The organism is bacterium Scap17, assembly GCA_013376735.1.
GTDB lineage: Bacteria > Pseudomonadota > Gammaproteobacteria > Pseudomonadales > Halomonadaceae > Cobetia.
In genome coordinates, this window is the sequence record VINJ01000001.1 from 3701018 (window position 1) to 3726539 (window position 25522).

At 63.2% G+C, this 25522-nt stretch carries 24 protein-coding genes; 16 read left to right on the plus strand and 8 right to left on the minus strand.

The features are described 5' to 3' along the window. Positions 1–2 precede the first annotated feature (2 nt). The 11 genes from FLM52_15695 (at position 3) to tatC (ending at position 8835) form a co-directional block, all read left to right on the plus strand. Positions 3–668, plus strand: coding sequence for a sporulation-like protein (locus tag FLM52_15695; GenBank protein NVN57180.1), 666 nt, complete (start codon positions 3–5; stop codon positions 666–668). A 331-nt stretch (positions 669–999) separates the two neighbouring features. Next, the gene (hslV, locus tag FLM52_15700; protein NVN57181.1) at positions 1000–1521 is read left to right on the plus strand and encodes an ATP-dependent protease subunit HslV; all 522 of its coding nucleotides are present in this window, start codon (positions 1000–1002) and stop codon (positions 1519–1521) included. A gap of 1 nt (position 1522) precedes the next feature. Next, positions 1523–2848, plus strand: a complete 1326-nt coding sequence (gene hslU, locus FLM52_15705) for an ATP-dependent protease ATPase subunit HslU (protein ID NVN57182.1) — start codon at positions 1523–1525, stop codon at positions 2846–2848. Positions 2849–3059: 211 nt separating this feature from the next. Further along, positions 3060–3545, plus strand: a complete 486-nt coding sequence (locus FLM52_15710) for a DUF971 domain-containing protein (protein NVN57183.1) — start codon at positions 3060–3062, stop codon at positions 3543–3545. A gap of 146 nt (positions 3546–3691) precedes the next feature. Further along, the gene (gene ubiE / locus FLM52_15715; GenBank protein ID NVN57184.1) at positions 3692–4438 is read left to right on the plus strand and encodes a bifunctional demethylmenaquinone methyltransferase/2-methoxy-6-polyprenyl-1,4-benzoquinol methylase UbiE; all 747 of its coding nucleotides are present in this window, start codon (positions 3692–3694) and stop codon (positions 4436–4438) included. 7 nt (positions 4439–4445) lie between these two features. Next, positions 4446–5114 (plus strand): hypothetical protein, encoded by a 669-nt coding sequence (locus tag FLM52_15720; GenBank protein NVN57185.1) that lies wholly within the window; start codon positions 4446–4448, stop codon positions 5112–5114. Then, entirely contained in the window at positions 5111–6739 is a 1629-nt protein-coding gene (gene ubiB, locus FLM52_15725) for a ubiquinone biosynthesis regulatory protein kinase UbiB (protein ID NVN57186.1), read from the plus strand. The genes FLM52_15720 and ubiB overlap by 4 nt, the downstream gene beginning before the upstream one ends. A 201-nt stretch (positions 6740–6940) precedes the next feature. Further along, a complete protein-coding gene (locus tag FLM52_15730) occupies positions 6941–7276 on the plus strand; it encodes a phosphoribosyl-ATP diphosphatase (protein NVN57187.1) in 336 nt (111 codons plus the stop codon). 109 nt (positions 7277–7385) lie between these two features. Next, a complete protein-coding gene (tatA, locus tag FLM52_15735; GenBank protein NVN57188.1) occupies positions 7386–7640 on the plus strand; it encodes a Sec-independent protein translocase subunit TatA in 255 nt (84 codons plus the stop codon). A 5-nt stretch (positions 7641–7645) separates the two neighbouring features. Continuing rightward, positions 7646–8044, plus strand: coding sequence for a twin-arginine translocase subunit TatB (gene tatB, locus FLM52_15740; protein NVN57189.1), 399 nt, complete (start codon positions 7646–7648; stop codon positions 8042–8044). Continuing rightward, positions 8044–8835: a twin-arginine translocase subunit TatC gene (gene tatC / locus FLM52_15745; protein ID NVN57190.1), complete on the plus strand. Its 792-nt coding sequence runs from the start codon at positions 8044–8046 to the stop codon at positions 8833–8835. Before tatB ends, tatC begins: the two co-directional genes overlap by 1 nt. Before the next feature lie 196 nt (positions 8836–9031). Here tatC and elbB read toward each other — a convergent pair whose 3' ends face one another. Further along, the gene (gene elbB, locus FLM52_15750; protein NVN57191.1) at positions 9032–9718 is read right to left on the minus strand and encodes an isoprenoid biosynthesis glyoxalase ElbB; all 687 of its coding nucleotides are present in this window, start codon (positions 9716–9718) and stop codon (positions 9032–9034) included. 653 nt (positions 9719–10371) lie between these two features. Between elbB and hemB the strand changes: the two genes are divergently transcribed. Then, positions 10372–11391, plus strand: a complete 1020-nt coding sequence (gene hemB / locus FLM52_15755) for a porphobilinogen synthase (protein NVN57192.1) — start codon at positions 10372–10374, stop codon at positions 11389–11391. Positions 11392–11439: 48 nt separating this feature from the next. After that, positions 11440–13725, plus strand: coding sequence for a polyphosphate kinase 1 (gene ppk1, locus FLM52_15760; protein NVN57193.1), 2286 nt, complete (start codon positions 11440–11442; stop codon positions 13723–13725). Positions 13726–13928: 203 nt separating this feature from the next. Here ppk1 and FLM52_15765 read toward each other — a convergent pair whose 3' ends face one another. Both FLM52_15765 and FLM52_15770 read right to left on the minus strand, forming a co-directional pair. Continuing rightward, positions 13929–16070, minus strand: coding sequence for a PhoX family phosphatase (locus FLM52_15765; protein ID NVN57194.1), 2142 nt, complete (start codon positions 16068–16070; stop codon positions 13929–13931). Positions 16071–16324: 254 nt separating this feature from the next. Next, positions 16325–17485 (minus strand): 3-deoxy-7-phosphoheptulonate synthase, encoded by a 1161-nt coding sequence (locus FLM52_15770; protein ID NVN57195.1) that lies wholly within the window; start codon positions 17483–17485, stop codon positions 16325–16327. A 727-nt stretch (positions 17486–18212) separates the two neighbouring features. Here FLM52_15770 and FLM52_15775 point away from each other — a divergent pair. Together FLM52_15775 and FLM52_15780 are read left to right on the plus strand one after the other, a co-directional pair. After that, complete coding sequence (locus FLM52_15775) at positions 18213–18767, plus strand: sigma-70 family RNA polymerase sigma factor (protein ID NVN57196.1); 555 nt, start codon at positions 18213–18215, stop codon at positions 18765–18767. Continuing rightward, positions 18746–19456, plus strand: coding sequence for a hypothetical protein (locus FLM52_15780; GenBank protein NVN57197.1), 711 nt, complete (start codon positions 18746–18748; stop codon positions 19454–19456). Before FLM52_15775 ends, FLM52_15780 begins: the two co-directional genes overlap by 22 nt. 152 nt (positions 19457–19608) lie before the next feature. Here FLM52_15780 and folM read toward each other — a convergent pair whose 3' ends face one another. The 5 genes from folM to trxA all read right to left on the minus strand — a co-directional run bounded on the left by folM (position 19609) and on the right by trxA (position 25044). After that, positions 19609–20322 carry a dihydromonapterin reductase gene (gene folM, locus FLM52_15785; protein NVN57198.1) on the minus strand — a complete coding sequence of 238 codons (714 nt, stop codon included), beginning with the start codon at positions 20320–20322 and terminating at the stop codon, positions 19609–19611. A 29-nt stretch (positions 20323–20351) separates the two neighbouring features. Then, on the minus strand, positions 20352–21146 hold the full coding sequence (locus FLM52_15790) for an NAD(P)H-flavin reductase (protein ID NVN57199.1): 795 nt from the start codon (positions 21144–21146) through the stop codon (positions 20352–20354). A gap of 86 nt (positions 21147–21232) precedes the next feature. Then, entirely contained in the window at positions 21233–22702 is a 1470-nt protein-coding gene (ubiD, locus tag FLM52_15795; GenBank protein ID NVN57200.1) for a 4-hydroxy-3-polyprenylbenzoate decarboxylase, read from the minus strand. Between the two features lie 160 nt (positions 22703–22862). After that, entirely contained in the window at positions 22863–24122 is a 1260-nt protein-coding gene (gene rho / locus FLM52_15800) for a transcription termination factor Rho (protein NVN57201.1), read from the minus strand. Between the two features lie 595 nt (positions 24123–24717). After that, positions 24718–25044 carry a thioredoxin gene (gene trxA / locus FLM52_15805; GenBank protein ID NVN57202.1) on the minus strand — a complete coding sequence of 109 codons (327 nt, stop codon included), beginning with the start codon at positions 25042–25044 and terminating at the stop codon, positions 24718–24720. 123 nt (positions 25045–25167) lie between these two features. On the opposite strand from trxA, the gene FLM52_15810 reads away from it, so the two are divergent. Beyond that, complete coding sequence (locus tag FLM52_15810) at positions 25168–25428, plus strand: hypothetical protein (protein NVN57203.1); 261 nt, start codon at positions 25168–25170, stop codon at positions 25426–25428. Positions 25429–25522: the final 94 nt, after the last annotated feature.

Here is a 25522-nt window from a genome sequence, read left to right on the forward strand (position 1 = left end):
CCATGGCTGCTCGCCGCCCCGCCAGCAAGAAGCCCGCCTCCCGCCAGGGGGCGAGCCCCCGTCGGCAACCCGCTGCCAGCCAGAGTCGTGGTCTGCCCGGCTGGCTGTGGGGCATCATCGGTCTGATCGCCGGCTTCGCTCTCGCGCAGTACTTCGAGAAACAGGCTCCGCGTCTGCCGGTCGCGGCCATCGTGCCCAAGGCCAACACTCAGCAGAGCGGGCAGCAGAACGGACAACAGAACGGGCAGCAGGCCGCCAAACAGGGCAACCAGCAGCAGAGGGAAGCCGCCGAAGAGTCCGCCGGCAACATGCCGACCTTCGAGTTCTACACCCTGCTGCCGGAAACCGAGGTGATCGCGCCCAAGGTGGATGAGTACAAATCCACGCCGCGTCCGGGCAGCGCCGAGAGCACCAAGAAGACCGAGGCCTCGCTGACCAACTACATGTTGCAGGCCGCGTCCTTCCGCGAGATGAGCGATGCCAGGAAGCTGGCCGGCAAGCTCAAGGACCTTGGCCTGCTGGCCAAGGTCAGTGATGTCAATGCCTCCGGCGGCACTGTCTGGCACCGGGTGCAGGTCGGCCCCTACAAGGACACCCGCGAGCTCAATCGCGCCCAGGACCTGATGAACACCCAGGGCATCGAGCCCCTGTTGATCAAGCTGCAGTAAGCCAGGCGTGAGCCTTGCGACAGACGGGCCCGCTCATTTTTGAGCGGGCCCGTTGCATGAGGGCGCAGACCAGGGCCGATCGCAATCAACGCTGAGTCGCCGATGACTTGAAACCCGTATCGGCGCCCCCATCTACAGCATTCCGGTGAGACATCAGGCCCGCGTGCCGCCCATCAGGCGGTGCAGGAGCGCGGCAAGCAGTGGCAAGCGCCAGACTGACGATCACCACCCGTTTTACGCGACGAGGCCACGGCCTCGTCTGCCCAGAAATGCCATGCCCGGCCCCGTTCACCTTATTCCAATCGCCGGCATGCTCTCTCAGGAGTTATCCATGACCACGATCGTCTCCGTGCGTCGCAACGGCCAGGTCGCCCTGGCTGGTGACGGCCAGGTATCCCTTGGCAACACTGTCATGAAAGGCAACGCCGCCAAGGTGCGTCGTCTGTATCGCAACCAGGTACTGGCCGGCTTCGCCGGCGGTACCGCCGATGCCTTCACGCTGTTCGAACGCTTCGAAGCGCAGCTCGAGAAGTATCAGGGCCAGCTGGTGAAGTCCGCCGTGGAGCTTGCCAAGGAGTGGCGCTCAGACCGCGCTCTGCGCAAACTTGAGGCCATGCTGGTGGTCGCCGACAAGCATGCCTCCCTGATCATCACCGGCAATGGTGACGTGGTCGAGCCCGAGCACGGCGTGCTGGCCATCGGCTCCGGCGGCAACTACGCCGAGGCCGCCGCGCGTGCCCTGATCGAGAATACCGAGCTTTCCGCCCGCGAGATCACCGAGAAGTCCATCTCCATCGCGGCCGACATCTGCGTCTTCACCAACCACAATGCCATCATCGAGGAGCTGTCCTGAGATGTCCCAGATGACCCCGAAGGAAATCGTCAACGCCCTCGACCAGCACATCGTCGGCCAGCCGGAAGCCAAGCGTGCCGTGGCCGTCGCCATGCGCAACCGCTGGCGCCGCATGCAACTCAATGACGACCTGCGTCCGGAAGTCACGCCGAAGAACATCCTGATGATCGGCCCGACCGGTGTCGGCAAGACCGAGATCGCCCGTCGTCTGGCCAAGCTGGCCGGTGCGCCCTTCCTCAAGATCGAGGCGACCAAGTTCACCGAGGTCGGCTACGTCGGCCGTGACGTGGAATCCATCATCCGCGACCTGGTCGAGGTCGCGATGAAGCTGGTACGCGAAGATGCCATGAAGGAAGTGCGCGACAAGGCCGAAGATGCCGCCGAAGAGCGCATCCTCGACGCCCTGCTGCCGCGTGTGCGTGGCGAAGAGTACGACGCTGCCGCCAACAACAGCAGCACGCGCCAGATGTTCCGCAAGAAGCTGCGCGAAGGTCAGCTGGATGACAAGGAAATCGACATCGAGCTGAGCCCGGCCAGCCAGAGTCTCGATTTCGCCACCCCGCCGGGGATGGAAGAGATGACCAGCCAGCTGCAGTCCATGTTCTCCAACATGGGCAAGCAGCAGAAAGAGAGCCGTCGCATCACCGTCAAGGAAGCGCTCAAGCTGGTTCACGAGGAAGAAGCGGCCAGAATGGTCAGCGATGAAGACCTCAAGAGCCGTGCCATCGAGGCCGTCGAACAGAACGGCATCGTCTTCCTCGACGAGATCGACAAGGTCGCCAAGCGTGGCGAATCCGGCAGTGGCGGCGATGTGTCCCGCGAAGGCGTGCAGCGCGATCTGCTGCCGCTGATCGAGGGCTCCACCGTGTCCACCAAGCACGGCATGGTCAAGACCGACCACATCCTGTTCATCGCCTCCGGTGCCTTCCACCTGTCCAAGCCGTCGGACATGATTCCGGAGCTGCAGGGCCGTCTGCCGATCCGTGTCGAGCTCAACGCCCTGACGCCGGAAGACTTCAAGCGCATCCTGACCGAGCCGTCCGCCGCCCTGATCCGTCAGTACAAGGCCTTGCTGGCGACCGAAGGCGTCGAGCTGAGCTTCGCGGACGATGCCATCGAGCGCATCGCCCAGATCGCCTATCAGGTCAACGAAGGCACCGAGAACATCGGCGCGCGTCGTCTGCACACCGTGATGGAGCGCCTGCTGGAAGAGATTTCCTACGAGGGCGGTGATCAGGCCGGCGAGCTCAAGGTCGATGCCGCCTATGTCGATGCCCGCCTGGGTGATCTGGCGCGTGATGAAGACCTGTCGCGCTACATCCTCTGACGACACGCTCACGCGCCTGACAGCCCCTCATGGAAGCCAGTCCCGTTCCTGAGGGGACTTCTGACGCCCGATCCGGCTTGGCCCGGATCGGGCGTCAGTGCATCATGCGCACCAGACACATCGACCGGCCAAGCGCCGCGCTCGACGCCTATCTGCCTTCGCCATGCCGCCCTGCGCCACCGCGCGGCATGCCAAGCCCGAGGATGCCCCGATGAGCCACGACACCCCCAGGAATGCCGCCGCGTCCCACGACGCTGATCCCAGCGGCCAGCAACGCGACTACCGCCTCAACGAGCGCCATGCCCGCGATGGCGAAGAGGCCCCGGTACCGACACGAGTGCACTACCACAAGTCACAGCGCGAACTGGAACTGGGCTACGCCGATGGCCAGAGCTTCCGCCTGAGCACCGAATTCCTGCGCGTGATGTCGCCGTCGGCGGAAGTGCGTGGCCACGGTGTCGGCCAGGAAACCCTGCAGGTCGGCATGCGCTACGTCGGGCTGACCAACATCACCCAGAGCGGCCGCTACGCGCTGAAGCTGCACTTCGATGATGGCCATGACAGCGGCCTGTATACCTGGGAATACCTGTGGGAACTGGCCAATCGCCGCGACGCCATGTGGGCCTACTACCTGCGTCAGCTAGAAGAGGCCGGCGCCTCGCGCGAACCACTGGGCATTCCGCTCAACCAGCTGTAAGCCACTGATGTCACTGGCGCGGCAAGATGTCCGAGTCGACGTCTTGCCAAAAGACAGCCCGCTGGCCAGCGGTTACAATCGAGCCACTGCGAAAGCTCACCATATCGTGCTGACGTCGCCACGGCGGCGTCACAACAGGGGAAGTCATGGACAAGCGTACGACTCACTTCGGTTATCAGGAAGTTGCCGTGGACGAGAAGGCAGGCCGCGTCGCGGATGTCTTCCACAGTGTCGCCGCCAAGTACGACGTGATGAATGACCTGATGTCGTTCGGCATCCACCGTCTGTGGAAGCGCATCACCCTGGAGCGTGCCGGCGCCCGTCCCGGCCAATCGGTGCTGGACATCGCCGGCGGCACCGGTGACCTGACGCTGAAGTTCTCGCGTCTGGTCGGCCCGAAAGGCCGCGTGGTGCTGGCCGACATCAACGCCTCGATGCTCAACGTCGGTCGCGACAAGCTGCTCGACCGTGGCGTCGGTGGCAATGTCGAATACGTACAGGCCAATGCCGAAGCCCTGCCCTTCCCGGACAACACCTTCGACATCATCACCATCGCCTTCGGGCTGCGCAACGTCACCGATCAGGCCAAGGCCCTGCGCTCCATGCAGCGCATCCTCAAGCCGGGTGGCCGCCTGCTGGTGCTGGAATTCTCCAAGCCGGTCAACCCGCTGCTGTCCACCGCCTACGACCAGTACAGCTTCCGACTGCTGCCGAAGATGGGCGAGATGGTCGCCGGAGACGCCGACTCCTACCGCTACCTGGCCGAGTCCATTCGCATGCACCCCGACCAGAAGACCCTGGCCGGCATGATGGAAGAGGCCGGTCTCGAGCGTGTCGAGTACACCAACCTGACGGGCGGCATCGTCGCGTTGCACCGCGGTATCAAGCTCTGAGGCTGTCATGGCATTGCTGACCCCCCTGCTGTTGGCGACCGCTGAGCGGACGCTGAATCAGCTGCTGGCTCGCGACCCGGCCTCGACGTCGCGCCTTGAGGCACTGGCAGGCCGACGCCTGCTGGTACGTGTCGAACGCCCCGCCTTCGACCTGCTCGTGCATTTCGACCTGCAGGGCCTGCACCTGTTGCGCCTGCCCCAGGCCAACGAGAGCGATGGCGACGTGGTGGTGGAGCTCGACATGGAGACCGCCGCCGCCCTGCTGTCCGGTGAATCCATCGAGCGCCTGATGTTCGAGGGCCGCCTCGCGGTGCGTGGCCGCATCCATCTGCTGGAAAGCGCCCGTGACCTGGTGATGGACCTCGACCTGGATTGGGAAGGCGCGCTCAGTGAGTGGTTCGGCGAAGCCCCCGGCCATAGCCTGGCCAACGGCCTGCGCAGCCTCGGGCGCTTCGGCCTGATCAGCCGCCGCGAGCTGGAGCTGGACCTGCGCGAGTACCTCACCGAGGAGGTGCGCTGGCTGCCCGGTCAGGCGCAGATGCGGGTCGCGCGTGACGAGCTGACCGAGCTGACCCAGTGTCTGGATCGCACCGAAGCGCGTCTGGCGCGGCTGCGCCGTCATCTCGAGACCGCCACCTCTCATCAACCTGCCGAGCGGGAGTGCCAGCCGTCGTGAGACTCTATCGCCTGCTGAGCATCCTGTGGGTCATCGCCCGCTACCGCCTCGACGACCTGGTGCCGCCGGGGCGCGTGCCGGCCCTGCTGCGCCCGCTGCTCAAGCTGTCGCCGCTGCGTCTGTTCCCCATCGGCAGACGCACGCGCGGCGAGCGTCTGCGTCTCGCGCTCGAGGCCCTCGGCCCGATCTTCATCAAGTTCGGTCAGATGCTCTCGACCCGCCGCGACCTGCTGCCGCCGGACATCGCCGACGAACTCAAGCGCCTGCAGGATCAGGTGCCACCGTTCGAGAACCAGGTCGCGCGGGAGCTGGTCGAGCAGGAACTCGAGATGTCGGTCGAGGAAGCCTTCGCCGAATTCGAGGCCCAACCCCTGGCCTCCGCCTCCATCGCCCAGGTACATGCCGCACGCCTGCACGATGGCTCGGACGTGGTGGTCAAGGTCATACGGCCGCGCATCGAGGAAGTGATGCGCAAGGATATCGGCCTGCTCTACATGTTCGCGCGCCTGTTGATGAAGGCCTCACCGGAGGCCCGCCGCCTGCGCCCGGTCGAAGTCGTCGCCGACTACGAAGCGACGCTGTTCGACGAGCTCGACATGCACAAGGAGGCCGCCAACACCTCCCAGCTCAAGCGCAACTTCCTCGACTCGCCGCTGCTCTACGTCCCGGCCATCCACTGGCCACTGACGGGCCGCCGCGTGATGGTGCAGGAACGCATCCGCGGCATCCCGGTGGCCGATATCGAGGAGCTGACCGCGCAGGGCACCGATCTCAAGAAGCTGGCCGAGCGCGGCGTGGAAATCTTCTTCACCCAGGTATTCCGCGACAACTTCTTCCACGCCGACATGCACCCCGGCAACATCTTCGTCTCGCGCGAGAACCCGCACGACCCGCAGTTCATCGCCATCGACTGCGGCATCGTCGGCAGCCTCACCCGCGAGGACCAGGACTATCTGGCCCGCAACCTGTTGGCCTTCTTCCGCCAGGATTACTACGAGGTCGCGGCGCTGCACATCGAGTCCGGCTGGGTCGGCGAAGGCACGCGCGCCAACGAATTCGCCGCCGCCATCCGCGCCGTCTGCGAGCCGATTCTCGAGAAGCCGCTCAAGGACATCAGCTTCGGCCAGGTTCTGCTGGGGCTGTTCCAGACCGCGCGCCGCTTCAACATGGAAGTCCAGCCACAGCTGGTGTTGCTGCAGAAGACACTGCTCAACATCGAGGGCCTCGGCCGCCAGCTGTATCCGGACCTCGACCTGTGGGCCACCGCCCGCCCCTATCTGGAGCGCTGGATGAAGGAGCGCGCCGGCCCCAAGGCGTTCTGGGCCGAGATGGTCAAGCAGGCACCGGAGCTGTCACATCAGCTGCCCCAGCTGCCGGCGATGGCTTTCCAGGCCATGCAGCGCATCGAGGACGAGCATCGCGCCCGCCAGCGCCAGACCGAAGCACTGGCGACCCTGCGGGACCGCGTCAACCACGCCTCCAGCACCGGCTGGCGCCTGCGTGCCGGCGGACTGCTGCTCGCCATCGCCTTCGGCTGGCAGCCCCTGATGGCCTGGGCGGAGACCCAGCCCGTGACGGTACTGGTGGGCGCAGGCCTGGGAATCGTGTTATTGCTGTGGCGCTAGCCGCAGGCAGACATGATGGCCTGACTGGCCCGGCGCGCAACGACACTTGCCGCCCCATGGGACGCAGTGCAATATGAATGACATATAACACTTGCATCCTGAGTCGCCTGCCCACGCCGTGCCGTTTGCCGTGCAAGATGTGCCGTCAGCGCAGAACTCGATGACTTAACGCAAGACCCAAGCTTTCAGGAATGATGATTCATGAGTGATATTCTCAACCGTCTGTCAGTGGTACTGGCAGAACGGCGCGACGCTGACCCGACCTCCTCCTATGTCGCGAGCCTGCACCACAAGGGCCTCAACAAGGTACTGGAGAAGATTGGCGAAGAGGCGACCGAAACCGTACTGGCCGCCAAGGATTTCGCTCACGACGACGTGGACTCGCAGCGTGCAGTGATCGGTGAGACCGCTGACCTGTGGTTCCATTCACTGGTCATGCTGTCGCATCTGGGGCTGGATCATCAGGAAGTGCTGGATGAGCTGGCGCGCCGCTTCGGTGTTTCCGGCCATGATGAAAAGGCCGCTCGCGGCCAGTGAAGGACCCATATCATTCCGGCGCAAGCCGGCTTTCCGGCAGAGGTGCCAGCACCCTGCAAGTCTCAAGGCCCAATGACCCGGTGTCAGCGGCCCAAATGGAGAATTCCCCATGTTAGGTGGCATCAGTATCTGGCAGCTTCTCATCGTGCTCGGCATCATCATCCTGATCTTCGGAACCAAGAAGCTGCGCAACGTCGGCTCTGATCTCGGCGGTGCCGTGAAGGGCTTCAAGGGCGCGATGAAGGAAGAAGAGAACAAGAGCGACGAGCCGACAGCCCAGCAGAAGGTCGCGCATGAGGAAAAGCGTGGCGACACCATCGATGTCGAGGCCGAGAGCCGCGATACCGCTGACAAGCGCTCGTAACCCGCATGTTCGATATCGGCTTTTTTGAACTGGCATTGATCGCGCTGCTGGCGCTGATCGTGCTCGGCCCGGAGCGTCTGCCCCGGGCCGCCCGCACTGCGGGTCTGTGGCTGGGACGCATCAAGCGCAGTGTCTCGGGCATTCAGCAGGAAATCAGTGCCCAGCTGGAAGCCGAGGAACTGCGTCAGACACTCAACGAGCAGAAGAAGCAGCTCGATGAGACGCTCGCTCATGCGCGCAACGAGGCACGCGATGTCGAGCGCGGCATCACCGAGTCCAGCACGCCCCGCGATGCAGGCGCTTCCGGCGCTGAGACAAGCCCCCGTCCTGCCGAGAATGGTGCGCCGGCCACCGAGCCGAGCACTGCTTCCGACACCCGTGAATCACGAGAGCCACGTTCCTGATGAGTGATCCACATGCCTCACCGTCAGGTGGTCAGGGCGACGCCGCACATGCGCCGCTCATCGAGCATCTGATCGAGCTACGCTCACGCCTGCTGCGCGCCACCCTGGTGGTGCTGGTGGTATTCGCCGCGCTGTACGGCTTTTCCAACCAGATCTACCTGTATGTCGCCGAACCGCTGATGGCATTGCTGCCACCGGGTTCGCAGATGATCGCCACCGAAGTGGCCTCGCCCTTCCTGGCGCCCTTCAAGCTGACATTGGTGGTAGCGCTGTTCCTGGCGATTCCCGCCGTGCTCCATCAGGCCTGGGCCTTCATCGCGCCGGGCCTCTACGAGAACGAGAAGGCGTTGGCGTTGCCACTGCTGGCCTCCAGCATCCTGCTGTTCTATGCCGGCGCGGCCTTCGCCTACTATGTCGTCTTCCCACTGTTGTTCCAGTTCTTCACTACCACGGGCCCCGAGAGCGTGGCGATCATGACGGACATCAATCAGTATCTGAATTTTGTCCTCAAGCTGTTCTTCGCCTTCGGGGTCGCCTTCGAGATCCCCATCGCGACCTTCCTGCTGATCTGGACTGGCGCGACGTCCGTGGAAGCCCTGAGCAAGAAGCGTCCCTACATCGTGATCGCCTGCTTCGTGGTCGGCATGCTGCTGACACCGCCGGACGTGATCTCACAGTCACTGCTGGCGATTCCGATGTGGTTGCTGTTCGAGGTCGGTATTCTGGCCTCGCGCCTCTTCAAGCGTCGGCGTGCGGTCTCAGACGATGAGGCATCGCAGGACACGCCCTGAACGTGGCTGCCAGCAGTTGGGCATTAGAAACAGGGCGCCCGAAACAGAGCCTCAGAATCAAAGCATCAAAACAGAAAGCCCCGCCGGTGAACCGACGGGGCTTTCTGTTTCTAGGGTTTTTTGTTTCCAGGGCTTTCTGAGGAACTTGCTCATACCAGGCGCGCGCTATCACGCCAGACGCACCGGCGTGTCGAGGTCAGTCCTGCTCGGCGGCACGCGCCTGGTCTTCCTCGATCCAGCTGTCGATACGCTCGACCAGCTTGAAGATGCCTTCGGCCGCCTCGGAGATGCGCTCCGCCAGCATGTAGGCGGGAGTGGTGACGATACGATTGGCGGCGTCGACCACGATATCCGTCACCTCACAGCTCTTGTGCAGGCCGCCCTGAGCGCTGATCGCCCCGGAGACACTGGCGTCGTTGCCGATGGTGAGCGAGATGCCCTCACCCAACAGCTTGGGCACCATCACCGGTGCGATGCACATCACGCCGATCGGCTTGCCGGCCGCGTGGAAGGGCTGTACCGCGTCCTGCAGGCCGTCGACGAGTTCGAGGTCCTCGCCCTTGACGGCAAAGTTGCTGAGGTTCTTGGCGGCGCCGAAGCCACCGGGCAGGATCAGTGCATCGAAGTCGTCCGCTGACAGCTCTTCCAGCGGGCGCACCTTGCCACGTGCCAGACGCGCGGACTCGACCAGCACGTTGCGGGTCTCCTCCATCTCGTCGCCAGTGCCGTGATTGATCACGTGATGCTGCGCGACATCCGGTGCAAAGCACTCATAGGCAATGCCCAGCTGATCGAGACGCAGCAGCGTCAGGGTAGTTTCGTAGATCTCGGAGCCATCAAAGACACCGCAACCGGATAGGATCAGGGCTACCTGCTTGGTCATGGGTTACTCCATTGACGATGAGCTGTGCGCGGCGATTGCCGGACAGGTCAGAAAAGACTAATACAAGCGCGTGACTGATTCGAATACCGAGCCTCATTTCATGCCCGGCGTCATGCCAAGCACAAGACGCTTCAGCGGCACCGAAGCTGCGCGACCGCCACGCGGCAGACAGTGACAGGCGTGCAGGCGAGGCATGTCACTGCGCATCCTCTCAAGACTATGGGCGGCCCTGGCACAACTCAAGTGCTGCTCCTCGTCCACTCGCATGTCATCAAGGCTCTGGTGCCGGAGGCTTGCCGCAGTTGTCCGGAGGGGTCTGTCAGGCCCAACACCCGCCCCATCAGGGCCGTGCATGAGGCGCGACACCGCGACACATCTCCTGCGCCTGTGGCCACAAGTCAACGCTGATATACTCAATTGACCCTGCCACAGGGACGACGGCTTCCGTCACGGGCCACCCACTTGCAGGCCGCAAGCCAGGTCTTCTCGTCGCCCGACAGACGCCTTGTCGTCATGTTCAGCCCCTGCTGGCACCTCACGTGACCGGCCTTGCCCCATGACCGCTGGCATCACTGTAATATTAATGAAATATTATAGACCTAGACTGCCTGCGACCATCACGGGAGCGGACCACCCGACCCGGAGAGCATTTCTTGAGCCAACGTACCCCGCGCCAGTTTCCTGCGACTCGTATGCGCCGTATGCGCAAGGACGACTTCTCTCGCCGCCTGATGCGTGAAAATCAGCTGACGGCCGATGATCTGATCCTGCCGGTCTTCGTTCTCGAAGGCTCCCAGCGTCGTGAAGCCGTGCCCAGCATGCCGGGCGTCGAGCGCCTATCCATCGACCTCATGGTCGAAGAATGCCGCGCCGTCCACGCGCTGGGCGTACCGGCCATCGCGCTCTTCCCGGTGGTCGATGCCGAGGCCAAGACGCTGTATGCCGAAGAATCCTACAACGCCAACGGCCTGGTGCAGCGTTGCGTGCGCGCCTTGAAGGAAGCGCTGCCGGAGCTGGGCGTCATCACGGATGTCGCGCTCGACCCCTACACCGTTCACGGTCAGGACGGCATCCTCGACGAAGACGGCTACGTGCTCAACGACCGCACCGTCGAGACCTTGATCAAGCAGGCGCTGTCACACGCGGAAGCCGGTGCCGATGTCATCGCGCCCTCCGACATGATGGATGGCCGCATCGGCTCCATCCGCGCCATGCTGGAGCAGGAAGGCCTGATCAACACGCGCATCATGGCCTACTCGGCCAAATACGCCTCCAACTACTACGGCCCGTTCCGTGACGCGGTCGGTTCGAGCGGCAATCTGGGCAAGGCCGACAAGCAGACCTACCAGATGGACCCCGCCAACAGCGACGAAGCCCTGCATGAGGTGGCGATGGACATCGCCGAGGGCGCTGACATGGTGATGGTCAAGCCGGGCATGCCCTATCTTGATGTGGTAACGCGTGTGAAGCGCGAACTGGAAGTGCCGACCTTCGCCTACCAGGTCAGTGGCGAATATGCCATGCACATGGCGGCCTTCCAGAACGGTTGGCTGGATGCCGACAAGGTCATTCTCGAGTCGCTGATGTGCTTCAAGCGTGCGGGTGCCGACGGCATCCTCACCTATTTTGCTCGCCAGGCGGCCGAGTTGCTGGCGCAGAAAAACCGCCTTTGACAACCCCGGCCATTGCGGATGCGGCTGACCGGGATCATGGAGTTGATGATGGAACAGACGCCCAAGCAAGACACCGACAACAACACGGCGACCCTGCCGAAAGTCGCTGACAGTCGCGACAAGGATGCTGCCCCCAAGGCAGCATCCACCCCACGGGAAGGCGAGATCGAGCTGGCGGCGGATGAGCCGCCGGCTCAGGAACCGCTGCCCCTGCGCGTCAACCGGACGCGTACCGGTATCCATGCCAAGGCCACCCCCTCCCCCGAAGCTGATCTCAGCGATCCGGCGCTGTACTTCAATCGCGAGCTGTCCAACCTGCAGTTCAACATCCGCGTACTCGAGCAGGCCAGGGATACCTCGCATCCGCTGCTCAACCGCTTGATGTTCCTGCTGATCTTCACGTCCAACATGGACGAGTTCTTCGAGATTCGCGTGGCAGGTCTCAAGCATCAGATCGCCTTCGATCGCACCGATCCCGGCTGTGACGGCATGCTGCCGAGCAAGGTGCTCGATGAGGTGTCCCGCATCACGCATGAGCAGGTAGAACGCCAGTACCGCATGCTCAACGAGGACCTGATCCCCGCGCTGGAAGAGCAGCACATCCGCTTCCGTCGTCGCAATCAGTGGAACGATGCCCAGAAGGCCTGGGTGCGCGATTACTTCGAGGAAGAGATCCAGCCGGTCATCAGCCCGATCGGTCTCGACCCGTCGCACCCGTTCCCGCGCCTGGTCAACAAGAGCCTCAACTTCATCGTCGAGCTGGAAGGCAAGGATGCCTTCGGCCGTGAAGGTGGCCTGGCCATCCTGCCGGCCCCGCGCTCGCTGCCGCGCCTGATCCGCATCCCGGATGGCCTCGTCGAGCCGGGGTACACCGAATACGTCTTCCTGTCCTCGATGATCCACGCTCACGCCCAGGAACTGTTCCCGGGCATGAAGATCAAGGGCTGCTATCAGTTCCGCCTGACCCGCAACGCCGATCTCTCGGTGGATGCCGAGGATGTCTCCGACCTGGCCTCCGCGCTGCGTGGCGAGCTGCTGGCGCGCCGCTACGGCGACGGGGTGCGTCTCGAGGTGGCCGACAACTGCCCGGAAGCGCTCTACACCTTCCTGCTCCAGCAGTTCGATCTGGAAACGCGCGACCTCTATCAGGTCAAGGGCCCGGTCAACCTCAACCGCCTGATGGAAGTCATCGGCGACGTCGGCCGCGAGGACCTGCTCTACGCCCCGTTCACCCCGGGTATTCCGAAGGCGCTCAAGGGCGACAACAGCCTGTTCGATGCGATCCGTCGCGAAGATATCCTGCTGCATCACCCCTTCCAGTCCTTCTCCCCGGTCGAGAACCTGCTCGCCGAGGCGGCACGTGACCCGAACGTGCTGGCCATCAAGCAGACCCTCTATCGCACCGGCGCCGACTCCAACATCGTCTCCTCGCTGGTGGAAGCCGCACGTCAGGGCAAGGAGATCACCGTGGTGATCGAGCTGCGGGCGCGCTTCGATGAGGCCGACAACCTGCAGCTGGCCTCACGCCTGCAGGAAGCCGGCGCCATCGTCATCTACGGCGTGATGGCCTACAAGACCCACGCCAAGATGCTGCATATCGTGCGACGTGAACACGGCGAGCTGCGTCACTACGCGCACCTTGGCACCGGTAACTACCATGCCAAGACGGCACGCCTGTATACCGATTACAGCCTGCTGACCGCCAACGAGACGCTGTGCGAGGACGTCCACAAGGTCTTCCAGCAACTGACCGGCATGGGCAAGCAGCGCAATATCGAGAAGCTGCTGCACGCGCCCTTCACGCTGCATGAGCGCATGGTGGAGATGATCGACCGTGAAGCGCGCAACGCCGAGAAAGGCAAGCGCGCCCACATCATCATCAAATGCAACTCACTGACCGAGCCCAAGCTGATTCGCGCCCTCTACCGCGCCTCGCGGGCTGGCGTGCAGTGTGACCTGATCATCCGCGGCGTCTGCTGTCTGCGCCCTGGCGTGCCGGGAATTTCCGACAACATCCGCGTACGCTCGGTGATCGGTCGCTTCCTCGAACACACGCGCACCTTCCATTTCCACAATGCCGGTCAGCCGGAAACCTGGTGCTCCAGCGCGGATTACATGGAGCGCAACATGTTCCACCGCGTCGAGACCTGCTTCCCGCTGCTCGACAAGAAGCTGGCCCAGCGTATCCGCAAGGACCTGGACACCTATCTGGTCGACAACTGCCAGAGCTGGCGTCTGGAAAGCGATGGCCACTACACCCAGCTGGATGCCGGCGACGCGGAACCGATCAGCGTGCAGGAAACCCTGCTGTTCGCCTACGCCGCCAAGGCCTGATCGCGCTCGACGAGGTCAGGACAGAACAAAGCTCATGAACTCTCGGCCCTCACGCTTGCGTGGGGGCCGTTGTCGTTGGCCCTCCCCACCCGCTTGATCGACCAAGCACCCTCAAGCGAAGCGGGGCCAGGTTCAGGCGCATGAAAAAGCCCCCGTATCATCGATACGGGGGCTTCGCGTTCACACCTGACGCGCGGCTTTCATCAGACGCCGATCTGGCCGCCGTCTTCGCGCTGGATGACCACGGTCGCGGCGCGGGCACGCACACTGCCATCGGTCGCGGCGGTGGCGTCATCGCTCTGCGGCCAGTTGGCCGGGTGCTGGATGTTGATGAACATCGCGGTCTTGTCCTGGGTGGTGAAGATCCCGGTGACTTCACAACCATTCGGACCCACCGCAAAGCGCTTGAGCTGCGCCTGGTTGTCGGCACCGATCACGGCCGCGTCACCCTCGCCCTGCTCGAGACCTGCCGGCACGACCGCCAGCAGCTGGTCATTGGTGACCTCGGTGATGCCTTCGTAGCCGTTGTCCGTCTGGATCCACAGGATGCTGTCCTGCCCTTCGCGGCCGTCGAAGTAGAGGCCATCGGGACTGGCGAACTCGTTCATCTCGGTCAGGCCGGACAGGTTGTCGGCATCGCTGGCCGCTGCGCCGAACACGAATATCTCCCAATCGAAGGCCTTGTGATCGCCCGCTTCACGCCAGCGGATGATCTGACCCGCTTCGTTGTTGCCACGCGGATTGGCCGCGTTGGTCGGCGCGGTCTTGTAACCGACACCCGGCTCCTCGATGGCGGTGCCATCGTTGGTGAAGGCGGCGTCAGTGCCTTCCTCGGTGCGCTTGGAGTTGTTGGTCAGCGTCATGTAGACCTCACCGGACACCGGGTCCACCGCGCCCCACTCCGGACGGTCCATCGGGGTCGCGCCCATCAGGTCAGCCGCATCGGTGGTGTGAATGATGATGCCAGCCAGGTCATCGGCCGCCAGTCCCAGTGCCTCAGCCAGGGTGCGGCCATCCTTGGTCACGGCGTCCGGGGTCAGCTTGAGCCACGTGCCGGTGCCATCGGCGGAGAACTGGGCAACATACAGCGTGCCCTTGTCCAGGTACTTGTCGCCGATCGCCAGGCGGTCCTTGAAGTCACCGGCGCCACGGGCATCAGCGGCGTCCCACTTGGCGTCCGACACGAACTTGTAGATGTACTCGTTGCGCGAATCGTGACCGGAGTAGAAGACCACTGGCTCACCCTCGACCAGCTTGCCCGGCCAGCAACCTTCGTGACGGAAGCGGCCCAGCGCGGTGCGCTTGATGGCCTGCTCGCCGGTGTAGGGGTCGATCTCGACGATATAGCCGAAGGTCCGCGGTTCGTTGCGGTAATCCTTGTCGGCGCTGTCTGCCGTCGGCGTGTTGTCGAAACGCGCGAACTCGCCATCGACTTCACTGGCATCCCCGGCGGCGGTTTCCCAGCCATAACGGCCGCGCTCGGTCTCGATACCTAGACGATCGTCATCGGTCTGGCGATCGCTGCGCTTGACGAAGTAACCCGGCCAGTTCTCTTCACAGGTCAGGTAGGTGCCCCACGGGGTGTAGCCGTTGGCGCAGTTGTTGTTGGTACCACGGGTGCGCATGCCATCCGGCGAGAAGGCCGTCTTGACGTAATCGCTGCCCGCCACCGGGCCGCTCAGCTTCATTTCGCTGGCGCTGGTGTAGCGGCGGTTGTAGCGCGAATCGCCCACCACTTCCCACTTGCCATTGCTGGCCTTCTTGACCTCGACGATGGTCACGCCGTGGGCATTGATCTCGGTGCGCACTTCATCGGCCGGACGCTTGCCGGAATCCGCATTGGTCGCACCGCCCTTGGGTGCCCACAGAGCATCCTGATCGATGTATTCGTTGTTCATGACCAGCAGGAAGTTGCTGGAGGCCGTGTCGTCGTTCAAGGCGAAGTTGTGCATGCCATCGTGATGCATGCCGACGGTGTTGAGCTGGATCTCCGGCGTCATCGCCAGGTCCTTGCTCCACTTGGGTGCCTTGGCATTGAGCGGCGTGCCCCACGGCGCCAGCACCTGTGCGGTATACCCCTTGGGAACCACGACTGCATCCGTGCGTGAACCCTTGATCGATTCGAAGGCCAGTGCCAGAGCCGTCTTCTCGCCCGCAGCATTGCTGGCGGCGTTGGCCGTGGTGCTAAGCCCCGCAAGACCGAAACCACCCAGCATGCTGGCCGCCGCCATGCCCAGGCCGCCCTGCAGGACACGACGACGCGAGATGTGTCGTTCGATGACGGATGAGAACGTCTCGTTGCTGCTGGGATTCAGCAGGCGATGGTCTTCGATTTCCTTGCTCATGTCGCTTCCCCGTAGTCAGGTTTCGGGTTGTTCTGTTCAGGCATGCCGCATGCGGGCTTGCCAAAGGCAACAAGAGTGATACGCGAGCCCGATGACAATTCCGTGACGAACGGGCAACAAAGGCAAGAGACGACAGCGCCCAACGGCCTTTCGACCGTTGGGCGCTGGGGACCTCAGAGACATTCGGTGAATTCAGCAAATAGCGTGCAAGCGCTGAGTCATCTTCGGCCGTGACGAGTGGCTGACACCTGATGTCAGACTTGACGCAGGCGCTCGGCGGCCAGGCTCAGCAGGTGCTCGGTGGTTTCCCAGCCAAGGCATGCATCGGTGATGGACACGCCATGACGCAGTTGGGAGAGCTTCTCCGCTGCCGGCAAGGCCTGCTTGCCTTCATTGAGGTGACTCTCGAGCATCACGCCGATCAAGGCATCATCCCCCGCCAGGCGCTGGGAGAGCACATCCAGCATCACTTCACTCTGGCGGCGGTGGTCCTTGCGGGAATTGGCGTGGCTGCAATCGACCATCAGGCGCGGCGTCAGGCCAGCGCCTTCCAGCTCACGCCGGCAGGCGGCCACCGAGGCGGCGTCATGGTTGGGCTGGCCATGACCGCCGCGCAGCACCACATGGGTATGCGGGTTGCCCGCGGTCTCGATCAGCGCCGGACGTCCGCTGTCATCCATGCCGAAGTGGCGATGCCCATGCGCCGCCGCCCCGATGGCCTGCACGGCGACCTCGACGCCTCCGTAAGTGCCGTTCTTGAAGCCCACCGCACAGCCGAGGCCGGAGGCCATCTCGCGATGGATCTGCGACTCGGTGGTGCGGGCGCCGATGGCCGCCCAGCCGAGCAGGTCTTCCAGGTAGGCGGCGGTCAGCGGCTGCAGCAGCTCAGTCGCCACCGGCAGGCCCAGCTGGTTGATCTCGCGCATCAGCTCGCGTGCCTGACGCAGGCCGGTAGCCATGTCATCGCTGCCATCCAGATGCGGATCATAGGCCAGCCCCTTCCAGCCCACTGTGGTGCGCGGCTTCTCGACATAGACACGCATCACCAGCTTGAGGCGATCACGCACCTGCGGTTCGATCACCGCCAGGCGCTGGGCGTACTCACGCGCGGCCTTGAGATCATGGATGGAGCACGGCCCGACCACCACCAGCAGACGATCATCGTCGCCGGCGAGAATGGCGTTGATCTCATCGCGATGCTGGCGAATCTGGCCGGCCAGGGCGGCGTCCACCGGCAGCTGCTCGCGCAATTCGCTGGCGCTGGGCAGGGCTTCACGACTGATGCGTCCGGGTGTGGTCAGTGTCTGGGCGGCATCAGAGCGGGTCACGGTGGCGTTCTCGGCAGTCAAGGGGTCAACAGTGGCGTCGGCAGTGTGCGGGTTGGCGGTCAACACGCGTTCAAGGCTGGCGTTCATGGTCTTCTCTCCTGTGATGAAGCCTCGGCTCCATCACGCAATATTCATTCTGACAGACAGGGACTTCGCGAATCGTCACCCCGGTGTTGCTCGCCCTGCCCCGCGGTGACAGCGGAAAGAGGCAGGACGCCGCTAAATCGCCAGCGCCAATAACCATGCACGACCCGAGCGGAGGCAAGAGAAAAGCGGGTAGTCAGGATAGTGGTGCGCATGGTCATTCCTCTCGTCATTCATGCTGCAATCATTGTCGGCACGTTAGGGTGACATGCCTCTCGTCATGGATTTCGCAAGGCCCGAAACGCAAGAACCCCCGGCCGTGGCTGCGACCGGGGGTTCTTCAAGGTGGTGGCAGCCCGTGCGAGACAGGCGCGCCGTAACCTCAGGCGCGCCCCTGTGTAAACCAATACCAATAGCCGGCCGCACACGCCGCCGTCACGACCTGGCCCGAAGGGCAGGCAGCGACAGTGAACGGGCGGTGGCTGGTGGTCTGATTCATGGGGCGGGCCGATATCCAGTGGTGACGATGAAAAAGGTGTTAGGCCTATCCTTGCACTCCAGATCGTCCTGCGCAAGCGTGAACCGGCAACAAACCGTTGCCCGCACGCATAAAGAAGGGCTATCAGCCTGAAGTGGCATCAGTATAATCTTTGGTTGTCGAGCAACATGATCGGCAACACGCATTCGTCCAGCGGTGCCTGACACCGCGCCCACAGCTTGGAATGCATGCATGCAGGATTCCCGAAATGATGCACTGATTGAGTATCTGTCGGGATGCGCCCGGCAGGATGCCAAGGCACTGGATCAGCTCTATCGAGCGACCAGTGCGCATCTATACGCTCAGTTGCTGCGTATCTTGAGACATGAGGCATCCGCGCAGGATTGTCTTCAGCAGGTCTACATCCGGGTATGGGCCGCCGCCAGCCAGTACGACGCCGGCCGCGCCCGCCCGATGACCTGGCTCGGCACCATGACCCGCAACATCGCCATCGACTGGATACGTCGACAGCGACCCAGCGAGCATGACAGCGATGAATTGATCGCCGCCATGCCGGGGCGGAGTGATATCGAGGCAGATGTCGACCTGGCCCAGCACAGTGGTGAACTCCACCAGTGCCTGGCCGAGCTGAATGACGATCAACGCCGCGCCCTGGAACTGGCCTACTTCGAAGGCCTCACCCACCAGGATCTGGCCAATCAACTGGACCAGCCCTTGGGCACCGTCAAGAGCTGGGTCCGTCGTGGACTCGAGAGGTTGAAGACATGCATGAGTCATTTGATCTGAGCGACCCGGAACTGCGCGAAGCCGCAGCGGGCGAGTATGCGCTCGGCACATTGACACGCGACGAGCGCGCGGCATTCGAGTCACTGCTGGCCGTCAGCCACGACCTGCAACGTGATGTGGAGCGCTGGCGCGAGCATCTCAACGTGTTCAATGAACAGCTTCCCCCCGTCACGCCACCGGCCCATGTCTGGCAAGGCATCGCCGAGGCGACGGGGACCGCCCGTCAGCCCTGGTGGCGTCGCCTGGGCCTGTGGCAGGGCATGACCGCCACGGCGTTCAGCCTGGCGCTGGCAGTCACCCTGACCTTCAGCCTGGGGCACAACGCAGGCATGGAGAGCGACTACGTGTTCGTGGTCAACAACCCTGACAGCAGCCCCGGCTGGATCGTCAACGCCTCCCACTCGGGCGAGATGATGGTACAGGCCGTCAGGCCCGAAGCGCCGGCCCCCGGCAAGGTCTGCGAGCTGTGGCTGATGGCCAAGGATGGCAAGGAACCGATGTCACTGGGCATCCTGCCGCACTCCGGCACCATGAAGGTCGAGGTGCCCAAGGAGTATCTGGCCGCCTTCCCCGACAGCGATCTGGTGATCACGCTGGAAAGCCCGCAGGGCGCGCCCTCCGGCAACCAGATGGGCCCGACCCTCAAGAAGGGTCAGCTGACGCCGGTCGAGGGCCGCCACATCCTGTAAGCGCTTCGCCAGTGCAGGATGTCATAACAACGGTCGCAACAACGAAAAAAGCCCCCGCTAAGAAGCGGGGGCTTTTTTGTGCGGTGCTCAGGTCTCGAATGTCACGCCTCGAAAATCAAAAGCGATAACCGAAAGACCACTGACACACGCTATCAGCGCAGGTGGCGCCCCCCATCCACCGGCAGGGTCGTGCCCGTGACATAGGGACTATCCAGCAGATAGCGCAGTGCCTGCCAGATGACGCCTGGCCCGGGCACCTGCTGCATCAACGACTTGGCGCGCGCACGCTCGGCATAGTCATCATCATCGCCTGGGCGCAGCATGATCAGCGCCGGCGCGATGGTATTGACCTGGATGCGCGGCGCGAACATCGACGCGAACGACAAGGTCAGGTTCTCGAGCCCGGCCTTGCTGGCCGCGTAGGCCGCATGCTTGCGCGAGCCCTTCTGGACCACGAAGTCACTCATGTGGACGATATCCGCCTGCGTCTCGACCCCGGCTTCCAGCAGGTCGCGCAATCCCAGGTTGATCAGATAAGGCGCCTGCATATGGACACGGAACAGATGCTCGAATACCTCATCCTGCCCCTCGCCGTCACCATCCGGTGCCCAGTCGCTGGCATTGTGCACGATGGCCCGCAGCGTCGGCGTCAGCTCGCGAATCGCGGCGATGAAAGTTCGGATGCCCGCCTCGCTGGAGAAATCCGCCTGAACGGTGCGGATACCCAGCGCACGCAGAGCATCGAGCTCTTCGCGTTCGCGTCGATAGCTGACGATGACGGGGTGCCCATCATCGATCAGTCGCTCGGCACAGTAACGCCCCAGCCGCTGGGCACCACCGGTGATCAGGATCGGGGACTGACTCATGTCACGCTTTCCTCGTACCGGAAACTCATTCAGGCAGGCATCAGAGCCGGGTCCAGCAGCGGCTCGCGTGGCGCATAGCTGAAGACATCGGAGCTCAGCGCGCTGGCCTCGACTCCCAGGGGCGTCAGTGCGTCGACGCAGGCATAGACCATGCCCGGCGACCCAGACAGATAGACCCGCTTGCCTGCCATGCTGTCGGCGTGCTCACGCAGCGCCTGGTCGATACGACCGATATGGCCCTTGAAGCTCGCCTCGACCCCGGCCGCTTCCAGCGCGCGATGATGGGCGTCACCGTGTGTCGGTGCCTCCTCCAGCACCGGCACATAACGGAAATTCGGCTGGCTGGCAGCCCAGTTGAGTGCCGCACTCTCCAGATACAGATCGCGACGCTCACGCGCGGCCCACCACAGCTCGATGGGCTGGGTCAGGCCACGCGCAAACGCCGCCTGCAGCATGGCGTGCATCTGCGAAAACCCGGTGCCGGCACAGATCAGCACGATGGGGCTGGGGTCGTCGAGGTCCAGCACGCACTCACCACTGGGCAGGCGTAGCTCAAGTTGATTGGCCGCGACCAGCAGGCTGCGCAGACGCGCGGAATTACTGCGTTCCGGCCAATGCTGGATATGCAGCTCCAGCACGCCATCATCACTGGCGGCATTGGCGATGGAGAACGGTACCCAGGTGGTGTCATCGAGCTTCATCTCGAGATACTGGCCCGGCGCGTGCGCCAGGGCCTCGGGACGTGCGGCGAAGCGCACACGAAACACGTCCGGGGTCAGATCTTCCACACTCTCGACATGACAGGTCAGGGTCCGCGCCGTCATCGTATCCTCTTGTTGTCTGATGCCTGCCGCCAGCGCGCCGCGCGACGACAGGGTAAATGCATGGGTGTTGATGGTCTGTCGCGGAATCAGTCCAGAATGCCCAGACTGTCCCAGCGTTCATCGACACGGGATGTGATCTCTTCGCTCATCACGATAGGCTCGCCCCACTCGCGGTCCGTCTCGCCGGGCCACTTGTTGGTCGCGTCCATGCCCATCTTGGAGCCAAGCCCCGCCGTTGGCGAGGCGAAGTCCAGATAATCGATCGGCGTATTGTCGACCAGAACGGTATCACGGCTCGGGTCCATGCGCGTGGTGATGGCCCAGATGACATCTTCCCACTTGCGGGCATCGACATCATCATCCAGCACGATCACGAACTTGGTGTACATGAACTGACGCAGGAAGCTCCAGACTCCCATCATCACGCGCTTGGCGTGGCCGGGGTACTGCTTCTTCATCGTCACCACCGCCATGCGGTAGGAGCAGCCTTCCGGCGGCAGATAGAAGTCGACGATTTCCGGGAACTGCTTGCGCAGAATCGGCACGAAGACTTCATTGAGCGCCAGGCCGAGAATCGCCGGCTCATCCGGCGGACGCCCGGTATAGGTGGAGTGATAGATCGGGTCGCGCCGATGGGTGATGCGCTCGATGGTGAAGACCGGGAAGGTCTCCACCTCGTTGTAATAGCCGGTGTGATCGCCGTAGGGGCCTTCCGGTGCCACGTCATCCGGATACAGATAGCCTTCCAGGATGATCTCGGCGCTGGCCGGGACCTCGAGATCCGACAGGCCACATTTGACCAGCTCGGTGCGCGAGCCGCGCAGCAGACCGGCAAAGGCATACTCGGAGAGTGAATCCGGTACCGGCGTGACAGCGCCGAGAATGGTGGCCGGATCGGCACCCAGCGCCACCGCGACGGGGAAGGGTTCGCCCGGATGGGCCTTCTGCCACTCGCGGAAGTCCAGTGCACCGCCACGGTGTGCCAGCCAGCGCATGATCAGGCGATTCTTGCCGAGCTTCTGCTGACGATAGATGCCGAGGTTCTGGCGCTCCTTGTGCGGACCACGCGTGATCACCAGCGGCCAGGTCACCAGCGGCGCGGCATCCCCGGGCCAGCAGTGCTGGATCGGAATCATGTCGAGATCGACCTCCTCCCCTTCCAGCACGATCTCCTGACAGGGCGCACGCTTGACCTTCTTCGGCCCCATGCTCATCACCTGCTTGAAGATCGGCAGCTTGTCCCAGGCATCGCGGAAGCCCTTGGGCGGCTCCGGCTCCTTGAGAAAGGCCAGCAGCTCGCCGACTTCACGCAGCGCCTCGACGGACTCCTGGCCCATGCCCAGCGCCACGCGCCGCGGCGTGCCGAACAGATTGCCCAGCACCGGCATGCTGTGGCCCTTGACGTTCTCGAACAGCAACGCCGGCCCCCCTGCCTTCAGGGTGCGATCGCAGATCTCGGTCATCTCCAGATAGGGGTCCACCTCGGCACGAATGCGCTTGAGTTCGCCCTTCTCTTCCAACGCCGCGATGAAATCGCGTAAGTCTCGATACTGCATGGGAGTTTCCGCTCGGCTTGATCAAGCCCCGAGCATACCATTGCCAGCCGGCACTCGGCAGACCAACAACGCAAGACGCCCACTTCCCGGGCGGGAAGTGGGCGTCTCAGGCAGCGCACGTCGTGGACATGGCCCGCCATCGCGGCAGGGCCGGCCTCGATCAGCGGCGCTTCATGGCCTCGAAGAACTCGAGGTTGGTCTTGGTATCTTTCAGGCGATCGATCAGGAACTCGGTGGCAGCCACATCTTCCATCGGGTTGAGCAGCTTGCGCAGGATCCACATGCGCTGCATTTCATCCTCGGACGCGATCAGGTCTTCACGACGCGTGCCGGAGCGACGGATGTTGAGGGCCGGGAAGACGCGTCGCTCGGCCAGCTTGCGGTCGAGGTGAGCTTCCATGTTACCGGTGCCCTTGAATTCCTCGAAGATGACTTCGTCCATCTTGGAGCCGGTATCGACCAGCGCCGTGGCGAGAATCGTCAGACTGCCGCCTTCTTCGATATTGCGCGCGGCACCGAAGAAGCGCTTCGGCTTCTCGAGGGCGTGGGCGTCGACACCACCGGTCAGAACCTTGCCGGAGGACGGCACCACGGTGTTGTAGGCACGTGCCAGACGCGTGATGGAATCGAGCAGGATGACGACATCCTTCTTGTGCTCGACTAGGCGCTTGGCCTTCTCGATCACCATCTCGGCGACCTGGACGTGACGGGCCGGCGGCTCATCGAAGGTGGAGGCCACGACTTCGCCGCGTACGGTACGCGACATCTCGGTGACTTCCTCGGGACGCTCATCGATCAGCAGCACGATGAGGTGACATTCGGGGTTGTTGCGCGTGATGGAGGCGGCGATGTTCTGCAACATCATCGTCTTGCCCGCCTTGGGCGGCGAGACGATCAGGCCACGCTGACCCTTGCCGATCGGTGCGGTCAGATCAAGGATGCGTGAGGTGATGTCTTCGGTGGAACCGTTGCCGATTTCCATCAGCAGACGGGATTGCGGGAACAGCGGCGTCAGGTTCTCGAACAGGATCTTGTGCTTGGCATTCTCGGGGCGGTCAAAGTTGATCTGATTGACCTTGAGCAGCGCGAAGTAACGCTCCCCTTCCTTCGGCGGACGAATCTTGCCGGAGATGGTGTCGCCCTTGCGCAGATTGAAGCGACGGATCTGAGACGGTGAAACGTAGATGTCATCAGGACCCGCGAGGTAGGAAGAGTCTGCACTGCGCAGGAAGCCGAAGCCGTCCTGCAGGATTTCCAGAACGCCGTCGCCGTAGATGTCCTCACCGCTTTTCGCGTGCTTCTTGAGGATGGCGAAGATGATGTCCTGCTTGCGCGAACGTGCCAGATTGTCGATGCCCATCGTCTGGGCAAGTTCCAGCAGTTCGGGGACAGTATTTTGCTTGAGTTGGGTAAGATTCATCGGCTTTGTTTGAACGTGGCTCAGGTCAGCGGAGCTGATAGATAAGAAGGGAATCGAGAAGACGGGCAGAAGGCAAGGACCGGCACTGCAAGGGTGCAGACAGAACTCGACAGCATTCCCGGAGGCAAGCGCCTGAGCTGGATGAAGACAGGTGCCAAAAGTTCAGGAAAGATCACTCACCACGGCGAACAACGGATTCAGCGACGGAGTGTCGAGCTACGGATGTCCAGCGACGACGGACCGGTCGAAGGGACACGGCGCATCATGCTTGCTGACGGAAAAGTCTTCTCGATATGAAATCTAGCGGTATGAATCGCCTGGAGGCTGGCCGGCGAGTCGCGGGCAGCATTACCAGAGGGCTGGCTGACAACTGGGGGACCGTGGGACGGTCGACATGACGCAATCAGAGAGCGTGTAATCAGGCGAACGCCTCGATGGTAGTCAAGCCGGCCCCTGAACGCAAGCCCCGGCGGCCTGGTGGCGCACCCGGCGCTGCCTGAAGCGCTCGCTAGCGGCCAGCCAGCGCTGCGATAGCCGCCGCTGACGTAGCGCTTTCACTGACGCCTCAAGGCCCCCGAGGGCAGCAAGGCCCGATTCACAGATTGGCATCCAGAAAGGCAGCCAGCTGCGCGCGCGGCATGGCGCCCACCTTGCTGGCTTCGACATTGCCGCCCAGAAACAGCATCAATGTCGGCACACCGCGCACGCCGAAGCGGGCAGCGAGCTCAGGGGCTTCATCGACATCGACCTTGACGATCTTGAGCTGCCCTTCGTATTCCTCTGCCAGGGATTCCAGCGTCGGTGCCACGCTCTTGCACGGCCCGCACCAGGAAGCCCAGAAATCTACCAGCACCGGATGCTCGCTTTCCAGCACCACGGATTCGAAGTCCCTTTCTGCAATCGGTACCACACGTTCGCTCATCGCGACGTTATCTCCCAGACCCGGTTGGTCTTGCTGATTTTGCTGCGTGATGGCTTGCGACTCATTGTGCGTGATGATGACCCGCGACTTCGTCGTTCTGTCATATCACGCCGCTAGAATAGCATGCCCCATGCGCTGAATGTGCCGCCAGCCCCTCGTGGTGATGGCTCCGTGGGTGCCACCGGTTTGACACCTCTGGCCAGTCGCCGCAATCTTGCGAGAGTCGCCGCCGCGACCTGCTGCCAGCGTCATCTTCCCGCAGCAGGCTCGCGTCCGGTGACCACCCACGCTCACGACAACTTCATTGCGCCATGGTCGCCACGCAAGGAAGCCGTCGCAGGAGTTGGCGTGAAGGAGGCAGTGCATGATGCCTGCCATGAATGACCCGCCGTAAAGGACTCCGCCCTTGAGTGAATCAGCACCCTTCCAGCACCCGCAACCCGCCACCTCTGATGAAGGCAGCGCCGGCAACGAGGCC